The organism is Domibacillus sp. DTU_2020_1001157_1_SI_ALB_TIR_016 (genome assembly GCF_032341995.1).
GTDB lineage: Bacteria > Bacillota > Bacilli > Bacillales > Domibacillaceae > Domibacillus > Domibacillus indicus_A.
The window spans coordinates 2,614,283-2,633,017 of sequence record NZ_CP135439.1 but is presented as its reverse complement, the minus strand read 5'-3'; the positions used below and the strand labels follow the sequence as shown (position 1 = coordinate 2,633,017).

15 protein-coding genes are annotated in these 18,735 nt (G+C 46.1%); 13 read left to right on the top strand and 2 right to left on the bottom strand.

Going from position 1 to position 18,735, the window contains the following annotated elements:
* Nucleotides 1-53: 53 nt before the first annotated feature.
* The 5 genes from RRU94_RS21525 (at nt 54) to RRU94_RS21505 (ending at nt 5,845) form a co-directional block, all read left to right on the top strand.
* On the top strand, nt 54-2,336 hold the full coding sequence (locus tag RRU94_RS21525) for a YhgE/Pip family protein (protein WP_315692918.1): 2,283 nt from the start codon (nt 54-56) through the stop codon (nt 2,334-2,336).
* 90 nt (nt 2,337-2,426) lie between these two features.
* Nucleotides 2,427-3,371 (top strand): hypothetical protein, encoded by a 945-nt coding sequence (locus RRU94_RS21520; protein ID WP_315692917.1) that lies wholly within the window; start codon nt 2,427-2,429, stop codon nt 3,369-3,371.
* A gap of 1 nt (nt 3,372) precedes the next feature.
* On the top strand, nt 3,373-4,050 hold the full coding sequence (locus tag RRU94_RS21515) for a response regulator transcription factor (protein WP_315692916.1): 678 nt from the start codon (nt 3,373-3,375) through the stop codon (nt 4,048-4,050).
* Complete coding sequence (locus tag RRU94_RS21510) at nt 4,047-5,426, top strand: sensor histidine kinase (protein ID WP_315692915.1); 1,380 nt, start codon at nt 4,047-4,049, stop codon at nt 5,424-5,426. The genes RRU94_RS21515 and RRU94_RS21510 overlap by 4 nt, the downstream gene beginning before the upstream one ends.
* A complete protein-coding gene (locus tag RRU94_RS21505; RefSeq protein WP_315692914.1) occupies nt 5,423-5,845 on the top strand; it encodes a FixH family protein in 423 nt (140 codons plus the stop codon). The genes RRU94_RS21510 and RRU94_RS21505 overlap by 4 nt, the downstream gene beginning before the upstream one ends.
* A 62-nt stretch (nt 5,846-5,907) precedes the next feature.
* Here RRU94_RS21505 and yhfH read toward each other — a convergent pair whose 3' ends face one another.
* Entirely contained in the window at nt 5,908-6,039 is a 132-nt protein-coding gene (gene yhfH, locus RRU94_RS21500; protein ID WP_242232397.1) for a protein YhfH, read from the bottom strand.
* Nucleotides 6,040-6,184: 145 nt separating this feature from the next.
* On the opposite strand from yhfH, the gene RRU94_RS21495 reads away from it, so the two are divergent.
* The 4 genes from RRU94_RS21495 (at nt 6,185) to RRU94_RS21480 (ending at nt 9,810) form a co-directional block, all read left to right on the top strand.
* The gene (locus RRU94_RS21495) at nt 6,185-6,919 is read left to right on the top strand and encodes an MBL fold metallo-hydrolase (RefSeq protein ID WP_315692913.1); all 735 of its coding nucleotides are present in this window, start codon (nt 6,185-6,187) and stop codon (nt 6,917-6,919) included.
* A 222-nt stretch (nt 6,920-7,141) separates the two neighbouring features.
* Nucleotides 7,142-8,695, top strand: coding sequence for a fatty acid--CoA ligase family protein (locus tag RRU94_RS21490; RefSeq protein WP_315692912.1), 1,554 nt, complete (start codon nt 7,142-7,144; stop codon nt 8,693-8,695).
* 96 nt (nt 8,696-8,791) lie between these two features.
* Nucleotides 8,792-9,505: an AzlC family ABC transporter permease gene (locus RRU94_RS21485; RefSeq protein ID WP_315692911.1), complete on the top strand. Its 714-nt coding sequence runs from the start codon at nt 8,792-8,794 to the stop codon at nt 9,503-9,505.
* Nucleotides 9,502-9,810: an AzlD domain-containing protein gene (locus tag RRU94_RS21480; protein ID WP_315692910.1), complete on the top strand. Its 309-nt coding sequence runs from the start codon at nt 9,502-9,504 to the stop codon at nt 9,808-9,810. Before RRU94_RS21485 ends, RRU94_RS21480 begins: the two co-directional genes overlap by 4 nt.
* 105 nt (nt 9,811-9,915) lie before the next feature.
* On the opposite strand, the gene RRU94_RS21475 is transcribed toward RRU94_RS21480, so the two are convergent.
* A complete protein-coding gene (locus tag RRU94_RS21475; RefSeq protein ID WP_242232392.1) occupies nt 9,916-10,149 on the bottom strand; it encodes an IDEAL domain-containing protein in 234 nt (77 codons plus the stop codon).
* Nucleotides 10,150-10,320: 171 nt separating this feature from the next.
* Between RRU94_RS21475 and RRU94_RS21470 the strand changes: the two genes are divergently transcribed.
* The 4 genes from RRU94_RS21470 (at nt 10,321) to addA (ending at nt 18,709) form a co-directional block, all read left to right on the top strand.
* On the top strand, nt 10,321-10,887 hold the full coding sequence (locus RRU94_RS21470) for a competence protein ComK (RefSeq protein WP_315692908.1): 567 nt from the start codon (nt 10,321-10,323) through the stop codon (nt 10,885-10,887).
* A 36-nt stretch (nt 10,888-10,923) separates the two neighbouring features.
* Nucleotides 10,924-11,493, top strand: coding sequence for a TVP38/TMEM64 family protein (locus RRU94_RS21465; RefSeq protein WP_242232390.1), 570 nt, complete (start codon nt 10,924-10,926; stop codon nt 11,491-11,493).
* A gap of 87 nt (nt 11,494-11,580) precedes the next feature.
* Nucleotides 11,581-15,051: a helicase-exonuclease AddAB subunit AddB gene (gene addB, locus RRU94_RS21460; RefSeq protein WP_315692906.1), complete on the top strand. Its 3,471-nt coding sequence runs from the start codon at nt 11,581-11,583 to the stop codon at nt 15,049-15,051.
* Nucleotides 15,038-18,709 carry a helicase-exonuclease AddAB subunit AddA gene (addA, locus tag RRU94_RS21455; RefSeq protein WP_315692905.1) on the top strand — a complete coding sequence of 1,224 codons (3,672 nt, stop codon included), beginning with the start codon at nt 15,038-15,040 and terminating at the stop codon, nt 18,707-18,709. The genes addB and addA overlap by 14 nt, the downstream gene beginning before the upstream one ends.
* The last annotated feature ends 26 nt before the right edge of the window (nt 18,710-18,735 follow it).

The following is an 18,735-nucleotide window of genomic DNA, read 5'->3' as shown; positions in this document are numbered from 1 at the left end:
TTTTTGAAATAAAATGACCGAATGAACGATTTGGTCACTATGGAGGTAATCATATGTTTTGGAAAGAAATAAAAGAAATCGGCCAAAATCGTATGCTGCGCATTTCGATCATTGCCATTATGCTGATTCCGCTTTTATATTCCGGTATTTTTTTATGGGCATTTTGGGACCCATACGGACATTTGGACCAGCTGCCGGTTGCAGTTGTCAATAACGATAAGGGAGCGGATTACGAAGGAGAAAGCCTTCATATTGGTGATGATCTCGAGAAAGAGCTCCAAAAAAGCAATGATTTTGATTTCCGCATCGTCACTAAAAAAGAAGCACTCGACGGTTTAAAACAGCAGGAATATTATATGATGATCGAAATACCTGAAAGCTTCTCTCAAAACGCTACGACGTTAATGGATGCAAAACCGGAAAAGCTTGAATTAATTTATACGTCAAATGAAAGCTACAATTTTGTTTCCTCGCAAATTGGCCAGTCTGCGATGAAAGAAATTCGGGCTTCTATTCAAAAGGACGTCACAAAAACGTACGCAAAGTCGATGTTTGACGCTGTTAAGAAAATGGGAGACGGTTATACAGAAGCTGGAAAAGGAGCCGAAAAGCTTGACGAAGGCGCGCTGAACATAACAAAAGGCACGAATGAATTGAAAAAAAATCTGGCCGATCTTGCGAACAATTCGGTTTCGTTTGCTTCTGGAGTAGACAAAGCAACGGAAGGGTCGAAGCAGGTCGCAAGCGGAGCGGCTTCTCTTTCCAGCGGCCTTAGTCAGCTTGCAGACGGACAGGCAAAGCTTGCAGACGGAGGACAGAATCTGCAGGCGGGCATCGATCAGCTTGCTGCCGGGTCGGCTTCTCTTAAAGACGGTCTTGCATCAGCAAATGGTAGTATGCCGAAGCTGATAGACGGAACCGCTGCTGCAAAAAGCGGCGTAGACCAATTTCGCGAACAGGTTCCAGCCTTGGCGGATGGAGCGGCTTCTCTTGCTTCAGGCGCAGATGAATTAAACGCTGGCATGGATCAATTTGAAGCAAGGTTGAAAAGTCAAATTAGTGCAGCGCAAAAAGCCCAAATGGATGAGCTGCTGCCGGTGTTATCACAGGTGATGACGGAAGAACAGATTGCTGCTACGCAAACAAAAATGGCTGCGCAGCAGGAAAAGTTGAATGAAGGCATTTCAGCGGGAGTTGATGAGCTGCAAAGTGGGAGCAGCCAGATTGGATCAGGAGCACGGGAATTAAATAAATCAGTTTCACAGACGATGCCTGGCAAGCTGGATGAATTATCGGCTGGACTTGGAGAGATACAAAAAGGCCAGCAGCAGCTGCAGGCGGGTCTTGGGAACCTCCAGTCGGGAGCCGCTACACTAAATGAAGGCACGAAAAATCTTCAATCAGGCAGCGGGACATTCGTAACCGGATTAAACACGCTGACCGAAAAAACAGCCGAAGCGAAATCAGGAGCCGATACAGTGGCAAAAGGAGCGGGTGACCTCTCAACCGGATTATCGGAGCTTGCCGGCGGGTCCCATCAGTTATCTGACGGGGCAGGGAAGCTGGCTGATGGTTCTGCGGAACTCGCCAAAGGATCTGCTGATCTGGAACAAGGCACAAAAAAATTGGAGGCGGAATTGTCAAAAGCAGCGGGTGAAGCAGGAGATGTGAAAGCTGATGATGATACGTATAATATGATGGCAGAACCGGTGCAGGTAGAAAAAGAGTCCTTACACAAAGTGCCAAACTACGGAACAGGCATGGCGCCTTATATGCTGTCACTCGGCTTGTTTGTTGGTGCGATTATGCTGACGATTATTTTCCCGCTCAAAGAAGTGCCGGAGCAGCCGAAAAGCGGACTTGCCTGGTTTCGTGGAAAGCTTGGTATCTTTCTGCTTGTCGGTGCGTGTCAGGCAGCAGCTGCATCGATCTTTTTGCTCGGCGTGCTTCATTTACATGTGCAAAGCGTACCGCGCTTTTTTATATTGGCGTTTATCACGAGCGCTGCTTTTATGACGCTCATTCAAATGCTGACCACGATTCTTGGCAATCCGGGCCGTTTTGTAGCAGTGCTGATTTTGATCAGCCAGCTGACAGCAAGCGGCGGAACGTTCCCGCTCGAGCTTATTCCGAAAGCACTGCAGCACTTGACCAGCTTTTTGCCAATGGCTTATTCGATCAATGCGTTTAGAGCCGTTATTTCAAGTGGTGATTATACATTTATGTGGCAGAATGCCGCTGTTTTAATTGGATTTACCCTGTTTAATATAACGGTAACTGCTTTGTATTTCCGCGGCCAGTACAAAAAGCAGTATGGGCGGCTTGAAGCAGCATGAGACGGCTTCAGCCGTCTTTTTCGAATAATCTTCACACTTATTTCACACCCAATCCCTATAATGAAAGGAAAAGCAGGGAGGCGCATAAAAGTGAAGAGTATTATACTGGTTATGCTTTTGCTGCTTGCCGGCTGCGGCCGCGCAGCGTTTGAGCCGGTTCATGCAGATAAGTTTGCCGCTGTTTTAACCATTAAAGAGCCGGGTATAACCTTTATCGCACCCAATGGGACCATACTTGCTGAGTGGGCGTTTGACGAACCATACACAGGCAGTCTTCTGTTTGACGATAAAATGCTTTTGTACGGCACAGAACTTACTCATGCCAAGCTTTACTCGGTTGAGACGGGCAAAGAGCTTGCGGAGTGGGAAGTGCCAAAAGGAGTGACAGGTGCGGCTTATGTCAAAGAAACAAATGAAGTGGCACTTTCAGTGAAAGAAGACGGAGCGGTCCATTTTTTAAATAGCGAAGGCCGGGAAACGAAAAAAACACGAACGGGGCATTACCCGATGACCATGCTTGAATATAAAGGGAAATTGTATATTATTAATTACCGGGATACGGTACTATCAGAATTGGATGTACATACACACCGCATTACCCGGGAATTTGCCATCCCAACGTCTTCGACTGGCTTAGCTGTAGATAAAGAAAAAAACGAGCTGTGGGTTGGCGGCCATGGGGTTGGGGCTCGTGCCGGTGAAACCATTCATGTCTATTCACTTGAAACCGGTTCATTGACTGGAACAGCAGATGCACCGGTCATGCCCATTGCTTTTGCTGCAAAAAGCGGGTTTATGTATGCCGCGAGCCATGGATCGAATAAGCTGTTTGCTTTTGATCCAGAAAGAAAATTAGCGGCGCAAACGGACGCGCCGGCCAATCCATTCGCCATTGCCGTGCTTGGAAAAACCATTCTTTCAGCCGGCTATGACAGCGGGACGCTTTCTTTGTATGAAGAAAAAACACTTGAAAAACGCAAGACTATTAATATAGGTAAAGGACCATTTATGATTTTTGTTGAAGAAGGTGAATGAGATGACGCATTTATTAGTTGTAGATGATGAGCAGGATATGGTGGATTTGGTCACGATGTATCTGGAAAATGCCGGGTACACCGTCAGCTCAGCTTTAAATGGAGAGGAAGCGGAAGAAAAATTAAAAGAGTTTCAGCCGGACCTTATACTGCTGGATATTATGATGCCCGGGCGCGATGGTTTTGCCGTGTGCGAGGCCATCCGTTCTTACAGCAATATCCCCATTATTTTTTTGAGCGCACGTGGAGAAGAGTGGGACAAGGTGCGCGCCTTTTCGCTTGGAGGAGATGACTATATTGTGAAGCCCTTTTCTCCTGGAGAAATGACTGCCCGTATTCAAGCAGTGCTTCGGCGATTCGGCTCTTCGACGGATAAACGGGAAACGATCCAGTATCAAACTCTTTTGATCGATATTCATTCCCGGGTGGTAAAGGTAGACGGTACAGCCGTCGGGCTGACAATGAAAGAATTTGACTTGCTCGTTCTTCTTGCAAAAAACCGGGGGCGGATTTTTTCGCGGGAAGAACTGCTTGAAACCGTCTGGGGAACAGAGTACAGGGGCGGCACCCGAACAGTAGATACACATATTAAAACATTACGGATGAAATTGAAGCACGAAGGAGCCTCCATTGAAACCGTTTGGGGAATTGGCTATAAATTTGTGGACGGCACAATATGACCTTTCGGAAAAAACTGTGGATGACGCTGTTTATTTTTGTTCTTCTTGCAGTTGGATCTGCATTTGGCATCGCTTATACGCTGTATGAAAAGCTGTATGTAGAAAGCGTTAAAGACGAACTGAAAGCTGCAGCAGAAAATCTGTCGGACGATTATGAGGGAGGAGAATTGAACGCTGCATTTGTAGAGCGCGTCGCCTGGTTCAGTGAAAAGTCACCATTTGAAGCTTTCGCCGTACATAATCCGAGGGAGCTTGCTGCCTGTATTCCATATGAAGCGGATTATGAAACACTGATCGGGCCGGAAGAAAGAGAAAAGCTGCTGGAAAATAAAATGATTGAAGAAACCGGTTATTCCGAGCGGTTTGACCGGCAGATTATTTCCGTTATTTATCCACTTTTGGACGACAAGCAGTTAAAAGGCATTCTTTATTTGTATATACCCCTCGAACGAATTGATGAACTTGTGTCGAGCCTGATCTTGTTCTGGGCAGCGGGGGCTGCATTGCTGACGGCTGTTCTCCTATATGGAGGCATGAGATGGACCCGCCATGTAGTCAAGCCGCTTGAAGAGATGAAAGGAGCGGCCGTCCGCTTATCAAAAGGGGATTATACGGCACGCGTACCGGCTGAATCAAAGGATGAATTTGGCCAGCTTGCGCGTACGTTCAATGAAATGGCTGAAGCAATTCAAAAAGAAAACGAACAGCGGAAAACATTTTTGGCAACTGTTTCACATGAGCTTCGTACTCCGCTCAGTTATATAAAAGGCTATAGTGAAGCAATGATAAACGGTATCGGCCGCCCGGAACAGCAGCTCAGTATTATTCAGCGCGAGGCAGCTCGAATGGAGCGCCTTGTAAACGATCTGCTTGAATTAATCCGGCTCGATTCGAATAAAATGAACATAGAAAAAACCTTTCTTCCGCTTGCCGATCTTGTTTACCGGACTGTCGACACGTTTCGGCTGAAGCATGACCGTTTTGCGCTTGACATAGATGAGGAAACGATTGTATATGGGGATGAAGACAGGCTGAGTCAAGTGATGACCAATATTATTGACAACGCGGTGCGGTATTCGCAAAAAAATAAGCCCATTTACATTACGCTCAGACAAGAAAAAGATCAAGTTAAATGGATCGTTCGTGATATTGGAGCCGGCATGCCTGAGGAAGAAATTCCGAAGGTTACAAACCAATTTTACCGTATCAATAAAGCGCGTACCCGTGAAGATGGCGGATCAGGTTTGGGCTTGTCGATTGTGAAGCAGATTGTTGAACGTCATGGAGGAGAGCTTAACATACAAAGCGAAGCAGGAGTAGGGACAACCGTTACCGTTACTCTGCCGGCGCTGATGGAAGAAGGAGAGGAAACATGAACAGGAAAGCAGTATGCATGATGATGCTTGGATTGTTGCTGGCCGCCTGTACACCTGAAAAAAACGAGCCGCCTCCGCTTCCCGAGCCGGTTGAAGCTGTTCTTCATGTGCCAGAAAAAGTGGATACAGGCGAAGAAGTCACGGTTTCTACTACCATTACCCAAGACGGCGATCCGGTTGATAATCCCGATGAAGTAAAATATGAAATTTGGAAAGATGGCCATCAAGAAAACAGCGAAATGCTCGATGCCGTCTCAAAAGGAAATGGAGTATATACTGTTTCCAAAACATTTAACGAAGAAGCTGTTTATTATGTACAAGTGCACGTTACAGCACGAGGGCTGCACACAATGCCAAAATCGGCTTTTTCTGTCGGTAATGCTGTCACGCCGGCTGAGCCGGATAAAGAAGCGCAATAAAAACGTAAATGAAACCCCCTGCCGGTTGAGGCAGGGGGTTTTTTATGACGCAGGCGACAGGGTTACAGATCCTTTGATGCGCAAGTTGAGCATGTATTGCTGTAGCAGTCATGCTGTTCTTCGATATGAGAACCGCAGCTTGTGCATTGTTTTGGCGGAAGGTTTTTGAAAAACTCAACGATGTCTGTGATCATGTTTGTCTCTCCTTTGTTATATAACTGATTGATTTGTTATTAACAGTGTATTATAACAGAATCAAATCGTCAACCGTTTTCTGAAAATTTATTTTATTTTTTTGGAATAAGGGAATACAATGAAAAAAGAAAGGAGCATACATACATGAATGTAACTGTACTAGGCTGCTGGGGCGGCTTTCCGAAAGCGAATGAGGCCAGCAGCGGATATCTGGTTGAACATGACGGTTTCAAACTGCTTGTAGACTGCGGCAGCGCTGTTTTATCGAAACTGCAAAATCATTTAAAGCCAGCAGATCTTAATGCTGTTATTCTGTCCCATTATCACGCAGATCATGTAGCGGATATTGGTGTATTGCAGCATGCGCTTTTAATTGATTCTTTTACAAGTAAAACGAGGGAAGAGCCTCTTGCTATTTACGGACATAATGAAGCAGACGGATTCCAAACCTTGACGTACAAAAATATAACGAAGGGCGTTGCTTATAATCCTGCGGATACACTTCAAGCCGGGCCTTTTTCAATTTCATTTTTCAAAACAAATCACCCGGCGTCTTGCTATGCCATCAAAATTACAGACGGAACAGATACGGTGGTGTATACAGCGGATACCGCCTTTCAAAGGGAGCTTGCATCTTTTGCACAAGGTGCAGATGTACTGCTTGCTGAAAGCAACTTATATAAAGGAATGGATGGCTCTTCGGCCGGGCATATGACAGCGCAGGAAGCCGGCATCCTTGCCAGGGAAGCACAAGTAAAAACATTAGTGCTGACTCATTTGCCTCACTTTGGAGAACTTGATCAGCTAGTCCAGGAAGCCGGCGAAGAATTTAGCGGCCCTATTATGCTCGCAAGAGAAAACTTGGAAATTGGTTTTTAAAATATAAGTAAAGTTAGAAAGCAGGCTGATTCAAAACACTTGTCCTTCAAGGAACGCTGCCGGATGGGAAGCGGTTAAAGTTATGAGCATTCACAGTTGGCAGGCAACATTGAAAGCAGGAATTTTCTGGCAGACCAAAAGCCGCACTTGCGGCTTTTTTGTTGTTTTATATAATAGAGAAAACAGATTTGTTATTTGTTTGACATGGGGGAGGACGAAACGGTGAATGTATCATGGGCACTTGAAGAAATGGCGTCTATTCAAGCGAACAAAAGAGCATATGCATTTTTAAATACGTCTGCGACTTATCAGGAGCTGAACGAGAATGCTACACGATTTGCGGCCGGCCTGCAGTCACTTGGTTTTCAAAAGGGGGACCATATTGCTTTATTGCTGGACAATTCACCGCAGTTTATCGTTTCATTATATGGCGCGCTGCGGGCGGGTCTCATTGTAGTTCCAATCAACCCAGCTTATACACGAAACGAATTGCTTTATATCTTACAAAATAGTGATACAAAAGCAGTTGTGACAACGGACAAGCTGCTTCCCGTTATGGAGAGTATGCATCAGGAACTTCCGTCTGTCAGCCAGTTTATTCTCTGTACATCTGATCATCCCTTTGCACATAAATCTGATAAGCTGGATCTTTCTATTTCCCTAAAATTGAAAACGTTTTCTGAATTAGCTGAGTGTGGAAATCCCCTTTGCAGGCTTGATTTGTGCGAAGCAGATACAGCTGTGATTTTATATACATCTGGTACAACCGGCCATCCGAAAGGTGTCATGCTGACGCATAAAAATATGTATTCAAATGCGCGGGATATTGCCGAATACTTATCTATGACGAATTCAGATATTGTCATCACCGCTCTGCCGATGTTTCATATTTTTTGCTTAACGGTCATGCTGAATACGCCTCTTCTTTGCGGAGCTGAAATCATTATTCTGCCTTCATTCAGCCCGAACGAAGTGTTTCAGGCAGCTAAAGAACACAAAGCGACTGTGTTTGCTGGAGTGCCGACCATGTATTCTTTTTTAATACAACATTCAAAGGCACAACCGGCTGATTTTTCGTCTGTCCGCCTTTGTATCTCCGGCGGAGCGCCTATGCCTGTCTCCCTTTTGAAGCAGTTCGAGGAAACATTTTATGTGCGCGTCTCAGAAGGATACGGACTGTCAGAAGCAAGCCCGGTTACTTGTTTTAACCCGCTTGACCGTCCACGTAAAGCCGGTTCGATTGGCTGCTCTATTCCGAACGTTGAAAACAAAATCGTCAATGAACTCGGCGAAGAAATAGCACTTGGACAGGTAGGTGAATTGATTGTGAGAGGGCCAAATGTGATGAAAGGATATTATAAAATGCCGGAAGAAACAGCGGCTGTTCTTCGGGACGGCTGGCTGTATACCGGGGATTTGGCCTGCCAGGACGATGAGGGCTATTTTTATATTGTAGACCGGAAAAAAGATCTGATATTAGTAGGCGGGTACAATGTATATCCGCGTGAAGTAGAAGAAGTCTTATATGAGCACCCCGGTATTAGAGAAGCCGCTGTGCTTGGTGTCCCGGATCCCGATTATGGAGAAGCGGTTCTCGCTTTTGTTGTTCAATATGGAGATTCTTTAACCGAAGAAGAGATCCGGACATATTGCAAAGAAAGACTTGTTTCGTATAAGGTACCATCATCCGTAGAGTTTTTAAAAGAGCTGCCGAAAAACACGACTGGAAAAATTTTAAGAAGATCTCTTAAAAAACAAATTGAGAAACAGAGATAATCCACGCGCCAGCCTGCTGCCGGTGCATTTTTTTATTGTTGGACTCCACGCAAAAGAGTATAATTTGTTGAAAAATGAGTAAATGGAGGGGACGAAGTGGAAACAACAGCGGCAGCGCAAAGCGAATTTAAAGATGGGCTCGCAGCCGGCATAGGCATTGCCATTGGTTATGTGCCGGCAGCTCTTACATATGGCCTGCTCGCTAAAAGTGCGGGATTAACATTGGCCGAAGCGATGTCATTGAGCATCTTTGTTTTTGCCGGAGCCGCTCAGTATATAGCTTTAAGATTGATCACGATCGGCACAGGGATTTTTGAAATTGTGCTGACGACCTTTATTCTGAATATCCGCCACTTTCTAATGTCAACTGCTTTAAATGAAAAAGCGGAAGAAGAGTCCCTCTGGAAAAAAGCCGCTTATGCTTTTGGCGTGACAGATGAAACATTTTCAGTGGCGGCAATGAAAAGCGGAACGCTTCATTCCTCTTTTATGGCAGGTCTTGTGCTTATTTCTTATTCCAGCTGGGTGCTCGCCTCGGGAGTCGGCTATCTGGCAGGAAGTGCTATGCCGCCTGTTGTTCAGGAAAGTATGGGCATTGCTTTATACGCCATGTTTATTGGTCTTTTGGTGCCGTCGCTTAAAAAAAGCGCAAAAGCGGTCCTGCTGGCTTCTACTGCAGCGGTATTAAACTGTATTTTTACGTACTCAGATGCTCTTTCAAGCGGCTGGTCTATTATTATGTCAACGCTTATTGCCGCGATCAGTATTGAAGCAGCTGACCAGGCAAAAAGAAAGGGGAGCAGAGAATGAGTATAACGATTGCGGCGATTGTGATAGGGATGACTCTCGTAACATATATTCCGCGTATGCTGCCATTTGTTTTGTTTAAAGGCAAAGAGCTTCCTTCTTTTTGGCAGGGAATACTGCAGAACGTTCCGTATGCTACTTTAGGCGCGCTTATTTTTCCAGGAATTTTAACCTTTCATGAAAATACGGCCTTTGCTTTAATTGGAACAGCGGCAGCTTTTATTCTTGCGTTTACAGGCGCTAATATTATTATTACGGTTCTTGGGTCAATTGGAATTTTAACGGTTTTATCCGTTTTTTTAATGTGAGAGGGGAAATGCACGCTCAAAAGCACCCGTATCTAGAAGGATACGGGGGCTTTTAGGTTAAGTATGGGATTTTGTCGTTTGGGGAAACCAGTGTGAAGGGAAGCATCAAGATGCGCGATAGGTTTTCTCCAAACGGTTTAATTCATCAGATAGGGCAATAAAAGCGGAACGGTCGCCTTTATCAAGTGAAAGATCGATTTTTTCCATTAATGCGGCTTTTTCTTTTTTGTATAGAATATCGCTTAAAAAGCTGTCAATAAATTCGCTCATTACTGTTTTTTCTTTTTCACGGGGCATCGGGGACTTCATCATCTCAGCAAAGTAATTGTTGTTTTCCATTTTTAATCACCTCAGATACCTTTTTTTTATTATATGGGATTCCAAACAACTAATCAACAGAAAGTTTAAAATTTTTAGAAAATTATTTCTCGTGGCAAATGGGACAATTTTACTGCTAAATGATAGAATAAAGTCGTTCAAATAAATGAAAGAAACGGGTGAGTCGATCAAGTGAACAACCAGCCGAATGATGTAAACAGCGAATATATTATCAATGAACGTACTCTTTCTCTGGAACCGATTCGTTTTGGAGAATACACAAAAGTGTATGAAAAAAACAAAGAACCGGTTATGATAAAGAAAACGCCGCTGAAAATTATTCGGCAAAGCTGCATTCGCTACCTTTCAACCTATGACGGCCGGAGAGAAGCGTCTACCAGAGTCCTTGGCATCAATCGAAAAGTTCCGGTTAATGTGGATCATTTGAAAGGTACTTATCTATTCCCGACGATTTCTCATTTAAAACCTGAATGTACATGGATTACACTTTCCCATTTAAAATTCTTAGAAAAAATCGATAAAAAACAAACAAAAGTAACATTTACAGACGACCAAGCCATTATGGTGCCAGTCTCGCCTCTTGCTGTTCATAATCAGATTATGATGACAAAAGAACTTTATGAAAGGGGTAATGCCAGCTCACCTTCTATACAAACCGAAAAAGTCACTCGTGCTCAATATGTTGTCGGTGTAAAAGAAAATATCATTTCGTTTTTTTATACCCGAAACAGGGAATGAGCACAACAAGGATGGATAACGAAAGGGAACAAGTCAATGAATTTCTCAATAGATCATATTATGGAATGGATTCAGCGGTACGAGTCATTTGGGCCGCTGCCGGGCTTCCTGCTTCCGCTGCTTGAAGCATTCCTGCCCTTCTTGCCGCTTTTTGCTTTTGTTCTTGCAAATGTAAATGCGTTTGGGCTCTGGCTCGGCTTTTTAATTTCATGGGGAGGGGCCGTCACCGGGTCTTTCCTTGTTTTTTTGCTTGTAAGAAGATTAGGACAGCAGCGTATTTTACGTTTCCTGCAGCGAAACAAGCAGGTTGCGCAAATGATGAACTGGATGGACAGGCATGGCTTTGCGCCCATTTTTTTGATGCTGTGCTTCCCGTTCACGCCTTCTGCGATTGTTAATATCGTAGCGGGCCTGTCTCATATTAGTGTGGTTCAATATTTATTTGCCGTTATGGCGGGAAAAACTGTCATGATTTTTACGATCAGCTACGTCGGCCACGATCTTTTCGCTCTTATTCATCAGCCGGGAAGAACGGCAGTTATTATCGCAGCGATTGCTCTTTTATGGGCAGCAGGAAAACAATTGGAAAAGCGTCTGCAAAAATAAAAACGGCTAAGGGCCGTTTTTATTTTGTTCTTTTGACCGAACGTATGATCTTTGTTATACTGAAAAGAAGTAAAAGGAGGAATCCGGATGGCTTTACAATTTATTATCGGACGTTCCGGTTCGGGAAAAACAGAGCATATTATAAATGAAATAAAAGAACGTCTTATCCGGCAGCCAGACGGAAAGCCGCTTATTTATATTGTACCTGAGCAAATGTCATTCTTGTCAGAGTACCGCCTGGCGTCTGACCAGGAAGTCGGCGGTATTATCCGGGCGCAGGTATACAGCCTGACACGTCTTGCCTGGCGTGTTCTGCAGCAGGAAGGCGGTATGAGCAGGCAGCATATAACGCCAGCCGGGCGCAATATCTTAATTCGAAAAATTATTGAAGAAAACCGCCAGGATTTAGCCGTTTTTGCAAAAGCAGCCGATAAAACTGGGTTTGTCAGCACAGTTGAACAGATGCTGACAGAATTTCGCCAGTATTTAATTGTGCCTGAAGAAATGGAAGAGCATCGCAGGCATGTACCGGCTGCTCTCGCAGACAAACTGAGTGACCTGCAAATGATTTATACGTCATATGAGCACGCGCTTGCCGGCAAATATATAGATTCCGAGGATTACTTGAGGCTCCTTGCCCAAATGGCCGCTTCCTCGTCTTATGTGCGGGAAGCTGATATATATATAGATGGATTTCACAGCTTTACGCCGCAGGAATATGACGTAATAAGAGTATTAATGAAAACAGCCAATGAAGTCACGATTGCCCTGACAACTGACCGTCCGTTCCGGGATGAGGCGCCCGAGGACACGCATTTGTTCCGCCAGCCGGGACGTGCGTATCATGATTTGTATCGGATTGCGGCAGAAGAGGAAATCGATATAAAAAAAGATCTGATCCTGTATGGACATAAACGCCAGAAAGAGGCTTCTCTTATTCATCTTGAAATGCAGTTCGATAAACGTCCGGCACGAGCCCTGGCTCACAGCAGCGGCACCGCTCTCTGGCAGGCGGCAAGCAGACGGGCGGAGGTTGAAGCAGCAGCGCGTGAAATACGCCGCCTTTCCCGCACAGAAGGACTGCGTTACAAGCAAATGGCACTCCTTGCACGAAACGGGGAAGACTACCGGTCTATTATCGAGACCGTCTTTGATGACTACAGCATCCCGTTTTTTATCGATCAAAAAAGGCCGATGCTTAATCATCCGCTCGTTGAGCTGATTCGTTCTTCATTGGAAGTAATCGGCGGAAACTGGCGTTACGAAGCAGTTTTTCGTGCAGTTAAAACCGATTTGCTTTTTTCATTTGACCAGCCGCGCGAACAGGTTCGGCGTGGAATGGACCTGCTTGAAAACTATGTGCTGGCTCATGGAATTTATGGCGAGCGCTGGACGAACGGCGAACGCTGGACCTACCGCCGTTACATGGGACTTGAATTTACCGCTGTTGCCCAGACGGATGAGGAACGGGCATTTGAAGAACGTTTAAACGTAATGAAAGAAACGATTGCAGCGCCGCTTTTCCGGCTTGAAAAGCGGATGAAACGCGCTAAAAATGCGATGGAATGCTGCCGTGCTCTTTATCAGTATATTGAAGAGCTGGATATACCCCAGAAAATAGAGCAGCTCTCTATTGAAGCGGAGGAGCGCGGTGAGCTGGCTGAAGCAGCACAGCACAACCAGGCATGGGATGCGGTGATCGGGATGCTCGATGAGTATGCAGAGGTAGCTGGCAGTGAAGAAATGGATGCCAAAAAATTCGCTGCAGTGCTCGATGCCGGGCTTGAAGCACTTGAATTTTCAATTGTGCCGCCGGCAGCCGATCAAGTGATTGTAGCCAACCCGGATAAATCGAGACTCGCCGATATTCATACCGCTTTTATTGTCGGCATGAATGATGGCGTTTTTCCCGCCCGTCAGATGGAGGACGGCATTTTAGATGATGAAGAAAGAGAGGCGCTTCTGTCTTCTGGGATGCATGTGGCACCGGGCAGCAAAACGAAACTGCTTGATGAAGAACTCATTGCTTACCGGGCTTTTACTGTTCCATCACACCGCTTGTACGTTTCATGGCCTATTGCAGATGCGGAAGGAAAGTCCCTACAGCCGTCTCCTTATTTAAAAAGAATGCGGGAATGGTTTGAACAAATGGAGGAAACAGTCGTTGCCAACGATCCGGCTGATCTGCCGGCGGAGGAGCAGCTTGCATACATTTGCCATCCGGAGCCGACTTTGTCTTATTTAACCTCCCAGCTTCAAATGAAAAAGCGGGGATACCCGGTTTATCCATTTTGGTGGGATGTATATAACCTGTATCTGGAAAGCAGCAGAAAAAAAGCAGGCTTCGTTCTCGACAGTCTCGCCTATGAAAATAAAACAACACCGCTGAAAGATCAAACAAGCCTTGATTTATATGGAACGGATATGATTGCCAGCGTTTCGCGGATGGAGACGTTTCACTCATGCCCGTTCAGCCATTTTGCCAGCCATGGCTTAAAGCTGCGTGACCGCCTTGTGTACCGTCTTGAAGCGCCAGATATTGGCGACCTTTTCCATGGTGCACTCAAATGGATTGCAGAAGAAGTAGAAAAAAGAGGGATGAAATGGCCGGAGCTTACACCGGAACAATGCCGGACGTTTGCCAAAACAGCTGTAGAGGAGCTTGCTCCGAAGCTTCAAAACCGCATTTTAATGAGTTCCCACCGGCACCTTTATATTCAGAATAAGCTCGAGCAGATTATTGCCCGTGCTTCAACGGTTTTAAGTGAACAAGCAAAAATAAGCGGGTTTTCACCGCTTGGGATTGAGCTTGCATTTGGACCGCGTTCTGAACTGCCGCCGCTCGTTTTTGAATTGAAAAATGGAGCACGCATGTCGCTTGCCGGCCGTATCGACAGGGTTGACCGTGCGCATGGAGAGAACGATACGTATTTACGCGTTATCGATTATAAATCCGGCACGCGGGATGTGGATATGACCGAGATTTACTATGGCTTTGCGATGCAGATGCTGACGTACCTTGATATCGTCGTTACGCATTCACCGCTTTTAACCGGCACGAAAGCACGGCCGGGGGGCGTATTATATTTTCATGTCCACAATCCGTTCTTAAATACGAAAAAATTTATGACGATTGATGAAATTGAAAAAGAAATGATGAAAAGCTTCCGAATGAAAGGGCTGGTGCTGGAGGAAGACGAGGCCATTCATTTAATGGACAAGCAGCTTGAAACAGGAGACTCACTGATTATTCCAGCGGGCTTTAAAAAAGACGGTTCCTTGTCCGCACGTTCGAAAACAGCCGATGACAGCGAGTTCAGCGCGATGAGAGGGCATGTCCGCGGCTTGTACGAAAAAGCGGGCAATGCCATTGTATCCGGCCGTGTGGACATTACGCCATACCGTTACAATAAAAAAACGCCATGTACATTTTGTTCTTACCGGCAGGTATGCCAGTTTGACGATACACTGGATGAAAACAACTACCGGATCATCCGGCCGAAAAAAAATGAAGAGATTATTCAAATGATGAAGGAGGAGAGCGATGAACAGCTATAAAGTTCCCGAAAAACCAGAGGGAGCCCGCTGGACGGACGATCAGTGGAAAGCGATTTATGCAGAAGGAAGCGATATTCTGGTCGCTGCGGCAGCCGGCTCTGGCAAAACCGCTGTTCTAGTAGAACGGATCATTCAAAAAATGATTCGTCAGGAAGCACCGGTGGATGTAGATGAGCTTTTAGTTGTCACGTTCACCAATGCAGCAGCAGCAGAAATGCGGCAGCGGATCGGCGAAGCACTGGAAAGGGAGATTGAAAGGGATCCTGCTTCAAGCCGGCTCCGCCGCCAGCTTCGATTATTAAACAAAGCATCTATTTCAACTCTCCATTCTTTTTGTTTGGAGGTTATTCGAAAGTATTACTATTTAATTGATATTGATCCAGGCTTTCGTATCGCAGACGATACAGAAGCCGTCCTGATTCGGGATGAAGTACTTGAGGGTTTGCTTGAGGAAGAGTATGCCCGCCCGGACAACGAAGCTTTTTTCGCATTGGTTGATACCTTTTCAGGAGACAGAAGCGATGTAGAGCTTCAGCAGTCCGTTATTCAATTATTTAATTTTGCGCGGTCCCATCCAGATCCGGACCGCTGGCTGAGTGAACTCCCTTCTTTGTATGAACCGGCTGAAGCAATTGACGATCTTCCTTTTATAGAACCATTGAAGAAAGATATTCGGTTTCAGCTTCAAAGTGCCGAGGCGCTGCTTCGCGAAGGGCTGGAAATGACGGAGATGCCTGGCGGTCCGGTGCCGCGGGCAGAAAATTTCACCGCAGACCTCGCCGTAGTAACCGCACTGCTTGAGTGTAAAACGTGGGAGGAATGGTACAGCGCATTTCAGTCGGTTAAATTTCCGACTTTAAAAACGTGCAAAGGCGATGACTACAATGAAGAGCTGAAGGAGCGGTCTAAAGGTGTTCGGGACAGAGCGAAAAAAATAGTAACCGAATTAAAAGACACCTTTTTTAGCCGGAAGCCTGAAAACTGGCTGAAGGATTTGGCGGAAATGCAGCCGATTGTGAAACGCTTGTCCGAGCTTGTTCTGACGTTTTCAGCCCGGTATGCCGAAGCGAAGCGGGAAAAAGGCCTGACAGATTTCAGCGATCTTGAGCACTATGCGATGGCTATTTTAACGGAAGGCGGCCAGCCTTCTAAAGCAGCCCAGGCTTATCGGCGTCGTTTTAAAGAAGTGCTCGTAGATGAATACCAGGATGTAAACATGGTTCAGGAAACGATTGTCCGCCTTGTTTCCTATGATCAGGAACAGTCGGGCAATCTCTTTATGGTAGGCGATGTTAAACAGTCTATTTATCGTTTTCGTCTTGCAGAGCCAGGTCTCTTCCTTGGCAAGTACAATCGTTTTCATCCAGAAGGCGCAGATGCCGGTTTGAAAATCAGCTTATCTCGTAATTTCCGCAGCCGCAGGGAAGTGCTTGATGGAACAAACTATATTTTCGAGCAAATTATGGGAACGGAAGTAGGGGAAATTGAGTATGGAGAAGAAGAAGCACTTGTTTTAGGGGCGTCTTATCCGGAAGCAGATTATCCAATTGAAGTAGCCATTATTGACAGCGACGCTCCGGAAGAAACAGACGGGGACGAAATGGATCGTGAAGATGCAGAACAGTCTCAATTGGAATCCCGCTTCATTGCTTCAAAAATCAAAGAGCTGATCGAATCCGGACATCCAATTTGGGATTCGAAAACCAATTCCATGCGGCCGGTTCAATACCGGGATATCGTCATTTTAATGCGCTCTCTTACATGGGTTCCAGAAATGATCGAAGAATTTAAGCATGCGGGCATCCCCGTTTATGCCAATACATCTGGCGGCTATTTCCGGGCGACCGAAATTTCTGTGATGCTGTCGCTGCTCCATGTTATCGATAATCCATTTCAGGATATTCCGCTTGCAGCCGTGCTTCGTTCGCCAATTGTCCGCTGTACAGAAGATGAAATGGCTGCGATCCGGCTTGCTTCGAAAAAAGGAAGCTACTTTGAAGCCCTGCTTGCTTTTATGGAAAACGGCCGGGGCGATGCGGCGTTAATGGAGAAAGTAGCGCCGTTTATGGAAAAACTTGAGGCGTGGCGCTCCATTGGGCGCAGTGGCGCTCTATCTGATTTAATCTGGGTCTTGTACCGCGACACACAGTTTTATGCTTTTGCAGGCGGAATGCCGGGCGGAAAGCAGCGCCAGGCTAATTTGCGGGCTCTGTACGACCGGGCAAGGCAGTACGAAGAAACATCATTCCGCGGCCTGTTTCGCTTTTTGCGCTTTATTGAGCGGATGCGTGAGCGGGGAGATGACTTGGGCACAGCACGTGCTTTATCTGAGCAGGAAGACGTCGTCCGCATTATGACGATTCATGCGAGTAAAGGGCTGGAGTTTCCTGTTGTATTTACAGCAGCAGCCGGCCGCCGTTTTAATATGATGGATTTAAACGGGCGTGTCCTGTTTGATAAGGATTATGGCATTGCTGTGAAATATATGAATCCTCAGAAACGAATTGCCTGGCCGTCGCTTGTACAGCTTGCTTTTCAGCGCAAAAAGAAGCTGGAGCTTCTGGCAGAAGAAATGCGCGTCTTGTATGTGGCGATGACCCGGGCAAAAGAACGGCTGGTCGTCACAGCGTCCGTGAAAAAATTAGAGAAAAAAATGGAGGCGTGGGCACTGTCAGGAGAGCACCCGTCACGGCTGCTCGGGGACGCGGTCCGGGCTTCGGCTGGTTCTTACATTGACTGGATTGGCCCGGCACTGATGCGGCACAGTGACGTGAAAGGCGGCCATCCGTTTTTCGCAGATCATCCATCCCGCTTTCAGCTTGGGGTTACAGCGGCTGAAAGCCTCATTGCTTCCCGCGCAGAAAGTGAAGAGCAGGAAGAGTCCTGGCTGGATTTATTGAAAGAACGAAAGCCGTCTCCAGAGCAGTCACCGGCAAAAGAAGAAATTAAAGAGCGGATGACATGGGAATACCAATTCCCTGAATCTGTCCGGCTCCGTTCCAAACAATCCGTGTCTGACCTTAAAAGATCGAATGATATTTACAGTGAAGGAGCGTCCAATGAAGCAGCCCGATCCTACCGCCGTCCTATTTTCCGCCGTCCCCGCTTTGTTCAGGAAAAGCAGCTGTCACCGGCAGAAATAGGGACAGCCGTTCATACCGTTATGCAGCACATCGATTTAAACCGCACTCCATCTGAAGTGTCAGTAGAACGGCTTTTGGATGAATTGATCGGAAAAGAGCTGCTTACGATTGAGCAGGCAGAAGCAGTTAATGCGGGAGATATTGTGGCGTTTTTTGCCACCGAGCCGGGTAGAATGCTTCTCGCTGCTGATCACGTTCAGCGGGAACTGCCTTTTAATATGGGCATGACTGCACGTGAAGCAGGTCTGGGTGAATCCGATGAAGTTGTTTTGATTCAAGGGGTTATTGACTGCTTGTTTGAATACAAAGGCCGCTTGTATTTACTCGACTATAAAACAGACCGGGTCACGGATCGTTTCGCCGGCGGCTTCAAGGAAGCGAAGCCGGTGCTGGCTAAGCGATACAACGTACAAATCGGGCTTTATGCCAAAGCGGTCGAGCGAATTTGGAAGCGCCCAATTGACGGGAAATTTGTCTTTTTCTTAGATGGCGCCCATGTAGTGGAATATACGTAAATTGTTCCTTTTCTGTTATGATAAGC